This is a genomic window from Streptomyces sp. MBT53 (genome assembly GCF_016654115.1).
GTDB lineage: Bacteria > Actinomycetota > Actinomycetes > Streptomycetales > Streptomycetaceae > Streptomyces.
On the sequence record NZ_JAEQAZ010000045.1, the window covers coordinates 38,140 to 53,384 of the forward strand.

General features: G+C 68.7%; 14 protein-coding genes and 1 pseudogene. 2 read left to right on the top strand and 13 right to left on the bottom strand.

The annotated features are described in order from the left end of the window. Window positions 1-104 precede the first annotated feature (104 nt). The 4 genes from JHN45_RS18475 to JHN45_RS18490 all read right to left on the bottom strand — a co-directional run bounded on the left by JHN45_RS18475 (window position 105) and on the right by JHN45_RS18490 (window position 4,348). Window positions 105-476 carry an FKBP-type peptidyl-prolyl cis-trans isomerase gene (locus JHN45_RS18475; protein ID WP_200715030.1) on the bottom strand — a complete coding sequence of 124 codons (372 nt, stop codon included), beginning with the start codon at window positions 474-476 and terminating at the stop codon, window positions 105-107. A gap of 92 nt (window positions 477-568) precedes the next feature. After that, window positions 569-1,576, bottom strand: coding sequence for an FKBP-type peptidyl-prolyl cis-trans isomerase (locus JHN45_RS18480; protein WP_200715031.1), 1,008 nt, complete (start codon window positions 1,574-1,576; stop codon window positions 569-571). 141 nt (window positions 1,577-1,717) lie between these two features. Beyond that, complete coding sequence (gene pafA, locus JHN45_RS18485; protein WP_043681683.1) at window positions 1,718-3,079, bottom strand: Pup--protein ligase; 1,362 nt, start codon at window positions 3,077-3,079, stop codon at window positions 1,718-1,720. A 9-nt stretch (window positions 3,080-3,088) separates the two neighbouring features. Next, window positions 3,089-4,348, bottom strand: a complete 1,260-nt coding sequence (locus JHN45_RS18490) for an MFS transporter (protein ID WP_200715032.1) — start codon at window positions 4,346-4,348, stop codon at window positions 3,089-3,091. A 99-nt stretch (window positions 4,349-4,447) separates the two neighbouring features. Between JHN45_RS18490 and JHN45_RS18495 the strand changes: the two genes are divergently transcribed. Continuing rightward, window positions 4,448-5,464 (top strand): LacI family DNA-binding transcriptional regulator, encoded by a 1,017-nt coding sequence (locus tag JHN45_RS18495; RefSeq protein ID WP_201049781.1) that lies wholly within the window; start codon window positions 4,448-4,450, stop codon window positions 5,462-5,464. A gap of 80 nt (window positions 5,465-5,544) precedes the next feature. Here JHN45_RS18495 and prcA read toward each other — a convergent pair whose 3' ends face one another. The 6 genes and pseudogenes from prcA to arc form a co-directional block, all read right to left on the bottom strand. Then, on the bottom strand, window positions 5,545-6,303 hold the full coding sequence (prcA, locus tag JHN45_RS18500) for a proteasome subunit alpha (protein ID WP_200716536.1): 759 nt from the start codon (window positions 6,301-6,303) through the stop codon (window positions 5,545-5,547). 69 nt (window positions 6,304-6,372) lie between these two features. Further along, complete coding sequence (prcB, locus tag JHN45_RS18505) at window positions 6,373-7,218, bottom strand: proteasome subunit beta (RefSeq protein WP_200716537.1); 846 nt, start codon at window positions 7,216-7,218, stop codon at window positions 6,373-6,375. Continuing rightward, window positions 7,170-7,361 (bottom strand): annotated as a pseudogene (locus JHN45_RS18510) (endonuclease VII domain-containing protein); the annotation flags it as partial. The pseudogene JHN45_RS18510 and the gene prcB, both read right to left, overlap by 49 nt. Window positions 7,362-7,546: 185 nt before the next feature. Next, window positions 7,547-7,765 (bottom strand): ubiquitin-like protein Pup, encoded by a 219-nt coding sequence (locus JHN45_RS18515; protein WP_019066113.1) that lies wholly within the window; start codon window positions 7,763-7,765, stop codon window positions 7,547-7,549. A gap of 155 nt (window positions 7,766-7,920) precedes the next feature. Beyond that, window positions 7,921-9,432 (bottom strand): depupylase/deamidase Dop, encoded by a 1,512-nt coding sequence (dop, locus tag JHN45_RS18520; RefSeq protein WP_359608354.1) that lies wholly within the window; start codon window positions 9,430-9,432, stop codon window positions 7,921-7,923. 245 nt (window positions 9,433-9,677) lie between these two features. Beyond that, entirely contained in the window at window positions 9,678-11,444 is a 1,767-nt protein-coding gene (gene arc / locus JHN45_RS18525) for a proteasome ATPase (protein ID WP_200716538.1), read from the bottom strand. A gap of 386 nt (window positions 11,445-11,830) precedes the next feature. Here arc and JHN45_RS18530 point away from each other — a divergent pair, with 386 nt between their 5' ends. Further along, window positions 11,831-12,136: a ferredoxin gene (locus tag JHN45_RS18530; RefSeq protein ID WP_201049783.1), complete on the top strand. Its 306-nt coding sequence runs from the start codon at window positions 11,831-11,833 to the stop codon at window positions 12,134-12,136. Window positions 12,137-12,164: 28 nt separating this feature from the next. Here the strand turns inward: JHN45_RS18530 and JHN45_RS18535 are convergent, their stop codons facing one another. From JHN45_RS18535 to JHN45_RS18545, 3 genes are all read right to left on the bottom strand, one after another. Then, the gene (locus JHN45_RS18535; RefSeq protein ID WP_200716539.1) at window positions 12,165-12,749 is read right to left on the bottom strand and encodes a hypothetical protein; all 585 of its coding nucleotides are present in this window, start codon (window positions 12,747-12,749) and stop codon (window positions 12,165-12,167) included. A gap of 244 nt (window positions 12,750-12,993) precedes the next feature. After that, window positions 12,994-13,896, bottom strand: coding sequence for a tRNA (adenine-N1)-methyltransferase (locus tag JHN45_RS18540; protein ID WP_201049782.1), 903 nt, complete (start codon window positions 13,894-13,896; stop codon window positions 12,994-12,996). A 50-nt stretch (window positions 13,897-13,946) separates the two neighbouring features. After that, the coding region (locus tag JHN45_RS18545; RefSeq protein ID WP_236583800.1) for a site-2 protease family protein at window positions 13,947-15,245 on the bottom strand (1,299 nt) is incomplete at its 5' end.

A 15,245-nucleotide genomic window follows, 5' to 3' on the forward strand; every position in this document is an offset into this window, starting at 1 on the left:
TACGAACGATGACCGTACCGCTCCGCGGTGGCCTGACAAAAGCCGAGGGCCCATGCCCGAGCAGGCATGGGCCCCGGTTGATCAGGCTCGGTCGGAACCGGTGATCAGACGGCGACGAGGTCGACCACGAAGATCAGGGTCTCGCCCGGCTTGATGGCCGGGGTCGGGCTCTGGTTGCCGTAGGCGAGGTGCGCCGGGATGGTCAGCTGGCGGCGGCCGCCGACCTTCATGCCCTGCACGCCCTGGTCCCAGCCCTTGATGACACGGCCGCCACCGAGCGGGAACTTGAACGGGGTGCCGCGGTTCCAGCTGGCGTCGAACTCCTCGCCGGTGCTGAAGGCCACGCCCACGTAGTGGACGGTGACGTTCTGGCCCGACTTCGCGACCTCGCCCTCACCCTCCCAAAGGTCCTTGATCTCCAGGTCGGCCGGGGGTGCGCCCTCCGGGAAGTCGATCTCGGGCTTCTCGATGCTCACGTCTCTAGCTCCTGCTTGTGTACGACAAGGCAACTCGGACAGTCTCGCATCCCGGCCGCGCTCGTGCGTCGGCCAGGCATTCACCCGCGGGGCTACATCGCCGCCAGGATGTCGACCGAGAACACCAGGGTCTCGCCCTTCTTGATGGTGCCGCCACTGGGCGGGGTGTCGCCGTAGGCCAGGTCCGGGGGCGCGACGATCAGGACGCGGCTGCCGACCTTCTTGCCGGTGACACCCTGCGCCAGACCCTTGACGACCGACTCCATCTGGGAGATCGCGAACTGGCTCAACCGGCCCTGGGAGTACGTCGATTCGAACTGCTTGCCGGTGCTCCAGACCACGCCCTCGAACTGGCACAGGATCGTCTGGGACGCCTTGACGACGGCTCCGTCGCCCTCCAGGACGTAGTTCGACACCAGCTTCTTCGGCGGGTCCGCCTTCGGGACGGTCACCGAGGGGGCCTTGCCGTCGGTGTTCGTACCGACCTTGGGCAGTGAACTGTCGGACTGGGCGACGGCCTTGCCCTTGGCGGAGCTCTTGATGTTGAAGGCGTCCTGCACGTCGATCACGAAGACGAGCGTGTCGGTGCCCTTGATGCCCGCCTGGCTGTTGCCCGTCGTGCCGTAGCCCCAGGTCGGCGGGATGGCCATCTCGACGCGGCTGCCGACCTTGCGGCCCGCGAGGCCGTAGCGCCAGCCGTCGATGATGCTGCCCTGGGCGAGCTGGATGACCAACGGGGTCTTGCGGTCGTAGGAGTTGTCGAACACCTTGGCCGTCGACCAGATCTGACCCAGGTAGTTGACCTGGACGAAGTCGCCCTCCGCGACGGCCTTGCCGCTGCCCGCGATGACCGTCTTGACCGCGAGGTTCTTCGACGGCTCGCCTGTGCCCTTGGCGACGGTCGGCTTCTCGTCGAACTTCGTACCCGCGGTGATCGCCGGCACCGGACCGTCCACGACCTTCGGCGGCGGAGCGGTCGAGGCCGAGGCGGACGGCGACGGCGACGCGCTGGCCTTGCTTGAGGAGGAGTCGCTGTCACCGCACCCCGCGATCGTCACAAGTCCTGCGGGAACAGCGATGAGAAGGGAGCGTCGGCGCACGGTGAAGGCCTCGTATCGGTCGATCTTGTTGATGGCGTGCGCGCAACTCTACGGCGTGGCACGGGCCCCGTACGCGAAACGTACGGGGCCCGTGTGGCGTACCGAATATGTATCCGGACGTCGGTGTCCGGACGCTTTTGCCTACATTCCGGCGATCAGTTTCTCCACCCGGTCGTCCACGGAACGGAACGGGTCCTTGCACAACACGGTGCGCTGCGCCTGGTCGTTGAGCTTGAGATGGACCCAGTCGACGGTGAAGTCCCGCCGCTGTTCCTGGGCCCTGCGGATGAAGTCGCCGCGCAGCCGCGCCCGAGTGGTCTGCGGCGGAACGGACTTGCCCTCGAAGATCTTCAAGTCGTTGCAGATCCGGGCGGCTTGGCCCTTCCTCTCGAGGAGGTAGTAGAGCCCTCGGCGACGGTGGATGTCGTGGTACGCGAGGTCGATCTGGGCGACCCGCGGGTGGGACATGGTCATGTTGTGCTTGGCCCGGTAGCGCTCGATCAGCTGGTACTTCATGACCCAGTCGATCTCGGTGCCGATCCGGTCGAGGTCCTCGGCCTCGATCGCGTCGAGGGTGCGGCCCCACAGTTCGAGGACCTGCTCGACGGTGCCGGTGCGGATGCCGCGGCGGTCCACGAAGTCCACGGCCTTCTCGTAGTACTCGCGCTGCACCTCGATCGCGGAGGCCTCGCGGCCGCTGGCCAGACGCACCTTGCGCCGGCCCGTGATGTCGTGGCTGACCTCGCGGATCGCCCGGATCGGGTTCTCCAGGGTCAGGTCGCGCATCACCGTGCCCGCCTCGATCATGCGCAGCACCAGGTCGGTGGCGCCGACCTTGAGCAGCATGGTCGTCTCGGACATGTTCGAGTCGCCCACGATGACGTGGAGACGGCGGTAGCGCTCGGCGTCCGCGTGCGGTTCGTCGCGGGTGTTGATGATGGGCCGGGAACGCGTCGTGGCCGAGGAGACGCCCTCCCAGATGTGTTCGGCGCGCTGGCTGACGCAGTACACGGCGCCGCGCGGGGTCTGCAGTACCTTGCCCGCGCCGCACAGCAGCTGACGCGTGACCAGGAACGGGATGAGGATGTCCGCGAGCCGGGAGAACTCGCCGTGCCGTGCCACCAGATAGTTCTCGTGGCAGCCGTACGAGTTGCCCGCCGAGTCGGTGTTGTTCTTGAAGAGGTAGACGTCGCCCGCGATTCCTTCCTCGTGCAGGCGTCGTTCGGCGTCCACCAGGAGTCCTTCGAGAATGCGCTCGCCGGCTTTGTCGTGGGTGACCAGTTCGGTCACGTTGTCACATTCGGGGGTCGCGTATTCCGGATGTGAGCCCACGTCGAGATAGAGCCGGGCGCCGTTTCGCAGAAAGACATTGCTGCTGCGGCCCCATGACACGACACGGCGGAAGAGGTACCGAGCCACCTCGTCGGGGGACAGCCGACGCTGTCCCCTGAACGTACACGTGACGCCGTACTCGTTCTCCAGCCCGAAAATGCGGCGGTCCATGAGTGAACATTACGCCCGATCCCCTGTGCTGAAACGGGGTTCGACCGCACGGTTTGGATCATTTTCCGATGAAGCCGCAACGACCGCTCCCCCGGCGGGAGCTGCGAGGACCCGCCCGGTGGCCAGCAGGACCAGCAACGACACCGCCCCGGCGGCCCCCGGCACGGCGAACCCCCACAGGGCTCCACCGGCCTCTACGACCGGCCCCGCGACGCCCGTTCCGACCGAGGCGCCCACGGTGAACGTCGTCACAAGCCAGGAGAAAGCCTCGGTGACCGTCCCTTTAGGGGCATGCCGGTCCACGATGATGAACGCACAGGCGAGAGCCGGCGCGAGGAACACCCCGGCGAGCACGGTCAGCAGCACCATGGCGACCGCGCCCGGCATGAGCATCAGCGGCAGGTAACACACCGCCAGCAGCCCCACCAGGACCCGCAGTCGGCGCTCGGGCGCCCCGGTCCACTGCCGCGCCCCGTAGACCGTCCCGCCCAGCAGCGCGCCCAGACCGATGGCCGCCATCAGCCACCCGTACACCACGTCACCGCCGTGCCCGTCCGCGTACGGCACGGAGGCGACCGTGATGGACCCGAGCGCCATCCCGACGAACAGGAAGGCGCCCAGCAGTGCCAGCAGCCCCGGCGAGCGCAGGGCGCCCAGCCAGTGCGCGGCACGCGGGGCCGACCGCCACGCGCGCGAGGGCGGCGACACGACCACGGAGAGGGCGCCCAGCACCCCTATGACGTTCAGCACGAGCAGCGCCACCGGGGCGGACCACAGCGACACGAAGACCGTCACGAGCAACGGCCCCACGGTGAACATGACTTCCTGCGCCACGGCGTCCATGGCGTACGCCGTGTGCACCTGCTCCTCCTTGGGCAGCACGGCCGGCCACAGGGCGCGCAGACCGCCCTCCAGGGGCGGCGCGAAGAGGCCCGCGGCGGCCACGGCGGCGTAGGCGAGCGGGAGCGGATCGGTGCCCCAGTAGGCGAAGACGGTCATCCCGAGGGCGGAGACGATCGCGGCGGGCAGCTGCACCCGCGGCTGTCCGTGGACGTCCACCAGCCGGCCGAGGAGGGGCTGCCCGACCGCGTTGGCGATGCCGTAGACGGCCGCCAGCGCCCCGGCGAGGCTGTAGGTGCCGCCCTCGGCGCGGATGAACAGCACGATCGCGATCGCGGCGGTGGCGTTCGGCAGCCGGCCGACCAGCGTCCCTATGAGCAGGCGAGTGGCGTGTCTCGCCCTGAGGATCTCCAGATATCCCACGGCCATGCCCCACCCTCACGTTTTACGTATAACTTCCACGGTCATACGTACCATGTGCCCTGTTCACGAGTCCAGACGAAGTACGGCCGAAGGAGCAGCCCCACGGTGGCACGAGGCAGCACCCGCCCCACGAGCCGCGACGTCGCCCAGGTCGCCGGGGTGTCACAGGCCGCCGTCTCACTGGTGCTCGGCGACAAATGGCGGGGCCGCGTCTCGGAGACCACCGCCGAACGCGTCCGGGAGGCCGCCCGCGACCTGGGCTACCGCCCCAACCTCGCGGCCCGCAACCTCCGGCTGGGACACACCCGTACCGTCCTCCTGGTCGTCCCCGCGCTGACCACGGAGTTCTTCGCCGGCGTCTACACCGGCGCCGCCCGGGTCGCCGCCGAACACGGCTTCGGCGTGGTCCTCTACCCCTCCCCCGAGGGCATCGGCCCCGCCCGCGACCCCTTCGCCTCCGCGCAGGCCGCCCTGGACGGCGTCATCGCCTCCTCCATGGCCGCCGACGCCCTCACCGCGATCCGCGGCGACCAACTGCCCCTCGTGATGCTCGACAGCGACCCGGAGGGCAGCCTCGGCGCCGCGACCGTCAACCTGGACATCGCCGACGGCGTCCGCCAGGTCGCCGACCACCTGCTGACCCTGGGCCACCGCCGCTTCCTCCACCTCGCCGCGGACATCCCGTCCTGGACCTTCGAGGTACGCGCGCGTGAACTGGCCGCACGCGTCGGCGAGTTCGAGGGCACCACGATCCGTACGACCCGCGCCCCCATCTCGATCGAGGGCGCCCTGACCGCCGCCGAGACCGCCCTCTCGACACCCGGCCCCCGGCCCACCGCCCTGGTCTGCGACGACGACAAACTCGCCGCCGGCGCCTACAAGGCCGCCCGCCGCCTCGGCCTGCGCATCCCGCAGGACCTGTCGATCACCGGCCTCGACGACCTCGCCCTGGCCACCGCCATCGACCCGGAACTGACCACGGTCCGCCTCGACGCCGAACTCTTCGGCGAGCACGGCATGCGCGCCCTCCTGGCGGTCCTGGACGGCCGCACACCGGAGGAGGGGGACATCCCGGTGGAACTGGTCGTACGAGGCTCCACAGCGGCCCCGAGCGGCTCCTGAGGCCCCTCGCAACGTCGTGTGCCCCGGCCGATGACCGGCCGGGGCACACGAGGGGCTGGGAACTCAGCGAACTCTTCGGCTCACTTCTCGGCATCGTCCTCGGCGTCGTCGTCGGGCTCCGACGAGGCGTCCGCGCTCTCGCTCTCGCCGAGCAGCCGGGACAGCTCGCCGCCGACGATCCGCTTGAACTTGCGGGCCTGCGGGCGGGTACGGTCCAGCACCGCGACCTCGAGGCGCTCGGCGGGGATCTCCCGCTCGCTGCCGTTCGTGTCACGGGACAGGGACTGCACGGCCAGCTTGAGCGCCTCCGCGAGAGTCATGCCGTCGCGGTGCCGCTGATCCAGATAGCTGCTGATCGTCTCCGCGTTGCCGCCGACCGCGACCGAGCCGTGCTCGTCCACGATCGAACCGTCGTGCGGCAGCCGGTAGATCTGATCGCCGTCGGACGTGTCCCCGACCTCCGCGACGACCAACTCCACCTCGTACGGCTTCTCTGCCGCGCTGGAGAAGATCGTGCCGAGCGTCTGGGCGTAGACGTTGGCGAGACCGCGGGCGGTCACATCTGCGCGGTCGTAGGTGTAACCGCGCATGTCGGCGTAGCGCACGCCGCCGATCCGCAGGTTCTCGTACTCGTTGTATTTTCCGGCTGCCGCGAACCCGATCCGGTCATAGATCTCGCTGAACTTGTGCAGCGCGCGGGACGGGTTCTCGCCGACGAAGACAATGCCGTCGGCGAACTGCAGCACGACCAGGCTGCGGCCACGGGCGATGCCCTTGCGGGCGTACTCCGCCCGGTCGGCCATGGCCTGCTGGGGTGAGACATAGAACGGCGTCGACACCGGTATCCGTCCCTCTCTTTAAAGTTCCGTCGAAGTCACTGGATCACCTTGATGAGAACGGGCCCGCGGTCAGAGCAGCGCGGCGCGCGGGCCGTCGGGCTGCTGCAGTCGCCGCTCCAGGATCGAGGCGGCGATCTCGGAGGACTCGTCGTCGGTGAGCCGGCGGAAGCCGTCCTCGGTGATCACGGTGACGATCGGGTAGATCCGGCGGGCCACATCGGGACCACCGGTCGCCGAGTCGTCGTCAGCGGCGTCGTAGAGGGCCTGCACCACGAGGGTCGTGGCCTCGGACTCGGTCAGTCCGTCGTGGAAGAGCTTCTTCATGGCGCTGCGGGCGAAGACCGAGCCGGAGCCGGTGGCCGCGTAGCCGTGCTCCTGGGAACGGCCGCCCGTCACGTCGTAGGAGAAGATGCGGCCGATGCCGCGGTCCACGTCGAAGCCGGCGAAGAGCGGGACCACGGCGAGGCCCTGCATGGCCATGCCGAGGTTGGAACGGATCATGGTGGACAGTCGGTTCGCCTTGCCCTCCAGGGAGAGTTGGGCGCCTTCGACCTTCTCGAAGTGCTCCAGCTCCAGCTGGAAGAGCCTGACCATCTCGACGGCGAGGCCGGCGGTGCCGGCGATTCCGACGGCCGAGTACTCGTCCGCCGGGAAGACCTTCTCGATGTCCCGCTGTGCGATGACATTGCCCATGGTGGCCCGTCGGTCACCGGCGAGCACCACGCCACCGGGGAACGTGACGGCGACGATGGTCGTGCCGTGCGGGGCCTCGACGACGCCCTGGGTGGGCGGCAGTTGCCGGTTGCCCGGCAGCATCCCCGGCTGGTGGTCGGAGAGGAAGTCCATGAAGGACGACGACCCAGGCGTCAGGAAGGCAGCTGGTAGACGCCCGGTGCTACGAGTGTTGGCTTCCACGAGGATCCTTCCAAGTAGGCGGCAGCCCGACGAACAGCGTCGGGATCATCTCCCAACTTGCCGATGGCCGAATTGCAGTTGAAGCACAGTACGCCACGGACCCTACCCGTCTGGTGGCAGTGATCCACATGAACGGCGGAGGCATTCCTTTACCGCTCGGAATACCGCTCCGAACGCGGCCGGCTCTCCCCGAATCGCACGCGATTCGTGCGCCCGGATGCGAAGACTGCGTGCGGTTTGGTCCCACCGCACCGCACGCAGCACTTCATCTTCGACTCGCCTGCCACCATGCCACCCCGTTCACCTTCGAATCGAAGGACAGGGCGGCCTACTGGCCGCCCTTTTGAACGAAGGACCGCACGAAGTCCTCGGCGTTCTCTTCGAGTACGTCGTCGATCTCGTCCAGAACCGAGTCGACATCGTCGCTCAGCTTCTCGTGGCGCTCCTTGAGGTCGTCGGTCGCCTGTGCTTCCTCGGCCTGCTCCTCGACCTCCTCCGTGGAGCGCGTCGCCTTCTGCTGTCCGCCGCCGGTGTCCTTGGTCGCCATAACCCTCACCCCGCTCGGTTCGACGTTCTTGATCAGACCCTACTTGCAGGGACTGACATCGGCCCCGCAGTTCCTACAACGTACGGCGGCCACCTCGATGATTCCCGGCCACCGGACATTCCACCCTGTCCGGAGCCCCGGATCCGAGGGTCCTGTCAGCCGCCCGACAGGACCCTGACCAGGTCTTCCGCCGTACGACAGCGGTCCAGGAGCTCCTTGACGTGATTACGCGTTCCGCGAAGCGGTTCCAGGGTTGGGACGCGCTGGAGCGAGTCCCGGCCCGGGAGGTCGAAGATCACGGAGTCCCAGGAGGCCGCCGCGACGTCGTCGGCGTACTGCTCCAGGCAGCGTCCGCGGAAGTACGCGCGCGTGTCCTCCGGGGGCGTCGTACGCGCCCGCTCGACCGTGTCCTCGTCCAGCAGCCGTTTGATGCGGCCACGGGCCACCAGGCGGTTGTAGAGGCCCTTCTCGGCCCGTACGTCCGCGTACTGGAGGTCGACCAGCTGCAGCCGGGCCGCGTCCCAGTCGAGGTCGTCCCGGCGCCGGTAGCCCTCCATGAGTTCCCGCTTGGCGACCCAGTCCAGCTCACCGGCCAGGCTCATCGGGTCGTTCTCCAGGCGGTTGAGCGTGTCCTCCCAGCGGGCGAGGACGTCCTTGGTCTGGTCGTCCGCGTCGGAGCCGTAGCGTTCCTCGACGTACTTGCGGGACAGCTCGAAGTACTCCATCTGCAGCTGGACCGCGGTGAGTGTCCGGCCGCTGCGGAGGGTGACCAGGCGCTTGAGGGTGGGGTCGTGGGAGACCTGGTGGAGGGTGCGGACCGGCTGGTCCACGGCCAGGTCGACCGCGATGAAGCCGTCCTCGATCATGGAGAGGACCAGGGCGGTGGTGCCGAGCTTCAGATACGTCGAGATCTCGGAGAGGTTCGCGTCGCCGATGATCACGTGCAGGCGGCGGTACTTCTCGGCGTCCGCGTGCGGTTCGTCGCGGGTGTTGATGATCGGGCGCTTGAGGGTGGTCTCCAGACCGACCTCGACCTCGAAGTAGTCGGCGCGCTGGCTGAGCTGGAAGCCGTGCTCGTGTCCGTCCTGGCCGATGCCCACGCGGCCGGCTCCGGTGACGACCTGTCGGGAGACGAAGAAGGGCGTCAGGTGGCGCACGATGTCCGAGAAGGGGGTCTCCCGCTTCATCAGATAGTTCTCGTGCGTGCCGTAGGAGGCGCCCTTGTTGTCGGTGTTGTTCTTGTAGAGGTGGATCGGCTGGGCGCCCGGGAGTTGGGCCGCGCGCTCGGCGGCCTCCGCCATGATGCGCTCGCCGGCCTTGTCCCACAGAACGGCGTCCATGGGGTTGGTGACTTCGGGGGAGCTGTACTCCGGGTGTGCGTGGTCGACGTAGAGGCGCGCGCCGTTGGTGAGGATGACATTGGCGAGGCCGATGTCCTCGTCGGTGAGCTGGGTGGAGTCGGCGGCCTCCCGGGCGAGGTCGAAGCCTCGCGCGTCCCGCAGCGGATTCTCCTCCTCGAAGTCCCAGCGGGCCCGCCGGGCCCGGTGCATCGCCGCCGCGTAGGCGTTGACGATCTGGGACGAGGTGAGCATGGCATTGGCGTTGGGGTGGCCGGGGACGGAGATCCCGTACTCCGTCTCGATGCCCATTACTCGCCGTACGGTCATGCGGCCCTCCTTGCCCGGCGGCGCCCTCGGTCGGGGGCGCCGCTCAAGTACCGCTGGCGCTCCGGTGCGTGTGCGGTGCCCGTCCCCGCACTGCGCGACTCGGCGGTACCGAAGAGCCTAGAACGGCTTTGCGCTGGTGGGGAGATCATTTGCGTCATTGCCTTGCGCGCCCCTTGTCGCGGTCATGGCCTGAAAAACAGTTGGCTGCGGGTACCCGCCTAGGGCACCCGCAGCCACCCTGCTTTTTACAGGTACTGACCGGTGTTCGCCACCGTGTCGATGGAGCGTCCGGTGTCGGCGCCCTGCTTGCCGGTGATGAGCGTACGGATGTAGACGATCCGTTCGCCCTTCTTTCCGGAGATCCGGGCCCAGTCGTCCGGGTTGGTGGTGTTGGGCAGGTCCTCGTTCTCCTTGAACTCGTCCACGCATGCCTGGAGGAGGTGGGAGACGCGGATGCCCTTCTGCTTGTGGTCGAGGAAGTCCTTGATGGCCATCTTCTTGGCCCGGCCCACGATGTTCTCGATCATGGCGCCGGAGTTGAAGTCCTTGAAGTAGAGGACTTCCTTGTCACCGTTGGCGTAGGTGACCTCCAGGAAGCGGTTCTCCTCGGATTCCGTGTACATGTGTTCCACGGCCGTCTGGATCATGCTGGTGACGGTGGTGGTCTTGTCGCCGCCGTGCTCGCCGACGTCGTCGGGGTGCAGCGGGAGGCGCTCGGTGAGGTACTTGCCGAAGATGTCCTTGGCGGCCTCGGCGTCGGGACGTTCGATCTTGATCTTCACGTCCAGGCGGCCGGGGCGCAGGATGGCGGGGTCGATCATGTCCTCGCGGTTCGAGGCGCCGATGACGACCACGTTCTGCAGGCCTTCCACGCCGTCGATCTCGGCGAGCAGCTGGGGGACGATGGTGTTCTCCACGTCCGAGCTGACACCGGATCCGCGGGTGCGGAAGAGGGATTCCATCTCGTCGAAGAAGACGATGACGGGTGTGCCCTCGCTGGCCTTTTCACGTGCACGCTGGAAGACGAGGCGGATCTGCCGCTCGGTCTCGCCGACGTACTTGTTGAGGAGCTCGGGGCCCTTGATGTTGAGGAAGAAGCTCTTGCCGGTGGCCTGTCCGGTGACCTCGGCGACCTTTTTGGCCAGCGAGTTGGCGACGGCCTTGGCGATGAGCGTCTTTCCGCATCCGGGAGGCCCGTACAGCAGGACGCCCTTGGGCGGCCGCAGTTCGTGCTCCTTGAAGAGGTCGGGGTAGAGGTACGGCAGTTCGACCGCGTCGCGGATCATCTCGATCTGGCCGCCCAGACCGCCGATCTGCTCGTAGCCGATGTCGGGGACCTCTTCGAGGACGAGTTCCTCGACCTCGCTCTTCGGGACGATCTCGTAGACGTAGCCGGAACGGGGTTCGAGCAGCAGGGCGTCGCCGGGGCGGATGGTGATGTCCAGCAGTGGCTCGGCGAGCCGTACCACCCGCTCCTCGTCGGTGTGCCCCACCACGAGGGCGCGTTCGCCGTCCTCAAGGATCTCCTTGAGGGTGACGATGTCGCCGACGCGCTCGTACTCCATGGCCTCGACCACGTTGAGCGCTTCGTTGAGCATTACTTCCTGGCCGCGGCGGAGCTCTTCGAGATCCACGCTTGGGCTGACGTTCACCCGGAGTTTGCGGCCGCCGGTGAAGATGTCCGCGGTGCCGTCCTCGTTGGCCACGAGGAAGACTCCGAAGCCGGCCGGTGGCTGTGCGAGCCGGTCGACCTCTTCCTTGAGGGCCACGATCTGGTCGCGGGCCTCACGGAGCGTGTTGGCGAGTCGCTCGTTCTGGGCGGACACCCCGGCCAGATTGGTCTGCAGCTCGACGATCCGCTCTTCGAGAATCCTCGTGTGTCGCGGAGAGTCGGCGAGCTTACGTCGCAGGACGGCGATCTCCTGCTCAAGGTAGGCAATCTGCCCGGACGGGTCGTCGGACCCTCGTCCCGGGCGGATGCCGCGGTTCATGTCGTCGTCGTGGGCTGCCACGGTCCTCACCTCCTCCAAGGGGAGCTGGACGCTTCCAGACCCTACCTGGGTGGGTGTCGATTGAAACCCCTAGATCACAAAGACTGTCAAGGTGTGTCGTCGGTCACCCTGCGCTCTCCCTCGTGCCGTCTGAATACCCACTCAACGTGATTCAGAAGCCGACTGTTCCAAGGGTGGGTCGGTCAAAATCCTTCATGGGGGACGTGAGTTGCCGTATCGGCGGGGTCGGAGCCCGGCGAAATCCCGCCGGGGCGCCCCCTGACGGAGAGTGTCCGCGCGGACGGTGCCCGTCATGTCGTGGCGTGAAACCAGGGATCTCCAGGAAGTGTCGCCCGGGGGTGCGGAGGTAGGGTCGAAGTGTTCAACACCCGGCGGAAGCAGGAGAGATCACCGTGCAGGACGAGGCCGCGGCCGACGGCGAGGCGCTGGAGGTCTGGATCGACCAGGATCTCTGTACCGGCGACGGCATCTGCGCCCAGTACGCCCCCGAGGTCTTCGAGCTGGACATCGACGGGCTGGCCTATGTGAAGAGCCCGGACGACGAGCTGTTGCAGGACAAGGGCGCCACCACGCCCGTCCCGCTGACGCTGCTGGTCGACGTGGTGGACTCCGCGAAGGAGTGTCCCGGGGACTGCATTCATGTGCGCCGGGTCGCGGACCGGGTCGAGGTGTACGGCCCCGACGCGGCCTGAGGGCCGTCGGGGCGGTGGCTCCGATGTGTCAGACGCTCTGGGTGTTGCCGGGCGTGGAGCGGACGAACGTGCCGTTCTTCCACTGCCACTTCGCGCTCTCCTTGACGTCAGGGCAGCAACTGGGCACGTCCTGGGTCGAGTAGCCGAGCATCGTCGCGAGTACGGCGCCGTCGCGTACGGCGAACTCGGTGACCGTCTCCCGGGATTTCGGCGCGATCAGGGTGGCCACCACGCGCGGCTTGGCGGCGTGCGCGGTCTGGGTCAGGACGTAGACGCCGTCGGGCGGGGTGCCCATGCCGGCGTCGCAGTGGACCACGGCGACCGTCTCCGGTCTGCCGTCGCCGTCGAGGTCGCCGGAGGCCTGCTTCTGGACGACGGCCTTCTGGGGACCGCACTGGATGGGGAAGTCGACCCCTGCGGTCGCGGGGGCCGGGGCGGTGGAGAGAGCGGGCTTCGCCTGCGGGCCGGAGGCCTGGGCGGCGCGCGCCGAATCGGGCTGCAGGACCGAGGAGAGCGCCACGACGGCGGCGAGTGCCGTGGCGGTGGCGACCCAGTGGATGGGCCGGGTGTTCGTGTGTGCCAGTTCCAGTTCCGGGACGGCGGAGTGCTGCACTAGGAGTGTCTCCTGTGAGGGCTGTGCCGGTGGGGGTGGCCTGCATGGTGCCACACGTCACAATGCGGGGGAACGGCGGGGTCGACAGTTCGTTCGCGTGATCGCACGGGAGGGTTCTTCTGCTGTGGCGGTACGTCAGAAGAGAGACGCCGTGGCCCGGTTCCGAAGGTGTTCCGGGAACTCGGCCACGGCGTTCGCGCGTTGAGTGCGGCACAGGGCCGCCAAGGGTGCGGTGCGGCGGGCGTTAGCGGCCGCCACCGCCGTCCGCGTTCGGGCCGGTGTAGTCGTCGCCGTAGGCGCCCTTGGAGGGGCGGCGGCGGCGCATGGGGGGCTCGACGCCGTCCGCGAGGCGGCGGGCGGTGAGAAGGAAGCCGGTGTGGCCGATCATGCGGTGGTCGGGACGGACGGCCAGGCCCTCGACGTGCCAGTTGCGGAGCATCGTCTCCCAGGCGGTCGGCTCGTTGAAGGAGCCGATCTCGCGGATGGACTCGACGGTCCGCGCGAGCTGGGTGGTGGTCGCGACGTAGCAGCACAGGATGCCGCCGGGCACGAGCGCCTTGGAGACGGCCTCCAGGCACTCCCAGGGGGCGAGCATGTCGAGGATGACGCGGTCGACGTCCGTGTCGGACAGGTTGTCCTGGAGGTCGCCGACGGTGAGCTGCCAGGCGGGGTGCGGGCCGCCGAAGTAGCGCTCCACGTTCTGCTGGGCGATCTCGGCGAAGTCCTCGCGGCGCTCGTAGGAGTGCAGCATGCCCTGGTCACCGACGGCGCGCAGCAGGAAGCTGCTGAGCGAGCCGGAGCCCACGCCCGCTTCCACGACGCGTGCGCCGGGGAAGATGTCCGCGAAGGACAGGATCTGCCCCGCGTCCTTGGGGTAGACCACGGCGGCGCCGCGGGGCATGGACAGGACGTAGTCGGGGAGCAGGGGGCGCAGCGCGAGGTAGGCGACGTTTCCGGTGGTGCGGACAACGCTGCCCTCGGGTGCGCCGATCAGCTCGTCGTGCGGGAAGGAACCCTTGTGGGTGTGGAAGTTCTTCCCCGCTTCGAGCGTGAACGTGTAGTGGCGGCCCTTGGGGTCGGTCAGCTGAACCTGGTCCCCGACCTTGAAGGGCCCGCGCCTGCGGGCGGCACCGGTCGGTTCGGACATGTGACCAGCCTACCGGCGATTGCGGGGGCCGCCGACCACGCGCGCGTGCCTCAGTTGGGGCGGGCCATGGCCTTCACGAAGGCGCGCTCCACGTCGGCAGCGGACAGGACGCCGTAGATCTCGCCGGTCTCCTCGACCACGAGGTATTCGGTGGCGGGGGTGGCGCGCAGGGTGTCGAGGAGGTCCTCTCCGGCCAGTTCCGCGGAGACGCGCATGCCCTCGGTGAGGTCCTGGGCGAGGCCGCTGACGGAGACCCAGGGGCGGCGGTGTTCGGGGACGCCGACGATGGCCGCCTCGCGCACGAGGGAGAGCGGCTGGCCGTCGGCGTCGACGACGACCAGGGCGCGGGCGCCGGCGGCGTTGGCGCGGCGCAGGGCCTCGGAGAGGGGCGTGTTGGTCTCGACGGGTACCGCGCGGCGGGTGAGGTTGCGGGCGCGGAGGTCCGGGAGGTGCTCGCGCAGGCGGGCCATGCGGAGGCTGTTGCCGGCGCCGGTCCAGATGATCGCGGCGAGGATCGCGGCCAGGAGGGCGTCCGTGACGGTGTCCATGCCGCTGATGTCCTCGGTGTTGGTGCCGAGGGCGCCGGTCTGGGTGAGGAGCGGGAGGCCGATCAGGACGGAGACGGCGAGGGCGCGGCCGACCCAGGCTGCGGCGATCGTGCCGCTCATGGGCCTGCCGGTGATCTTCCAGACGACGGCGCGGAGCATCCGGCCGCCGTCGAGGGGCAGGCCGGGCAGCAGGTTGAAGGCGGCCACGATGAGGTTGGAGACCATCAGGCCGGCCAGCAGGACGCCGGGGACGGTGCCGGGCTCCACGGGCTGCATGGCGAGGTAGAAGATGCCCGAGAGGATCAGCGAGAGCAGCGGGCCGACGAAGGCCAGCACGAACTCCCTGCCGGGGGTCTCGGCCTCCTTCTCGATCTCGGAGACGCCGCCGAAGAACTGCAACTGGATGCGTCGGACCGGGAGTTTGAAGCGGAGGGCGGCGACGGTGTGCGCCAGTTCGTGCACCAGGACGGAGCCGTAGAAGGCGACCGCGAAGAAGAGGGCCACGAGGTAGCGGGCGGCGCCGAGTTCGGGCAGCACGCGGTCCAACTGGCCGCCGAACACCCAGGTGATGAGCGCTGCGACGAGGAACCAGCTGGGCGCCACGTACACGGGCACCCCGAAGGGCCGCCCCATCAACAGGCCTCCACCGGGCTCCTTGGGGCGCTGCGGGGGGCGTCCCTTGGGCATGGCGGTGGCTTCGGGGCGCGCGTCGGGCGGTGTGGGCGCGCCGGTGTGAGCGTGCGGCTCCGTGTGGGCGTGAGGGCGGTCGGGGGCCCGGTCGGCGTGCGGGGTGTCGTGGGG

Bases quoted from the DNA above. Each gene is read 5' to 3' on its own strand.
- JHN45_RS18515 (WP_019066113.1), bottom strand. From the start codon at position 7,765: ATGGCGACCAAGGACACCGGCGGCGGACAGCAGAAGGCGACGCGCTCC.
- dop (WP_359608354.1), bottom strand. From the start codon at position 9,432: ATGACCGTACGGCGAGTAATGGGCATCGAGACGGAGTACGGGATCTCC.
- JHN45_RS18490 (WP_200715032.1), bottom strand. From the start codon at position 4,348: ATGGCCGTGGGATATCTGGAGATCCTCAGGGCGAGACACGCCACTCGC.
- pafA (WP_043681683.1), bottom strand. From the start codon at position 3,079: ATGGACCGCCGCATTTTCGGGCTGGAGAACGAGTACGGCGTCACGTGT.
- JHN45_RS18540 (WP_201049782.1), bottom strand. From the start codon at position 13,896: ATGTCCGAACCGACCGGTGCCGCCCGCAGGCGCGGGCCCTTCAAGGTC.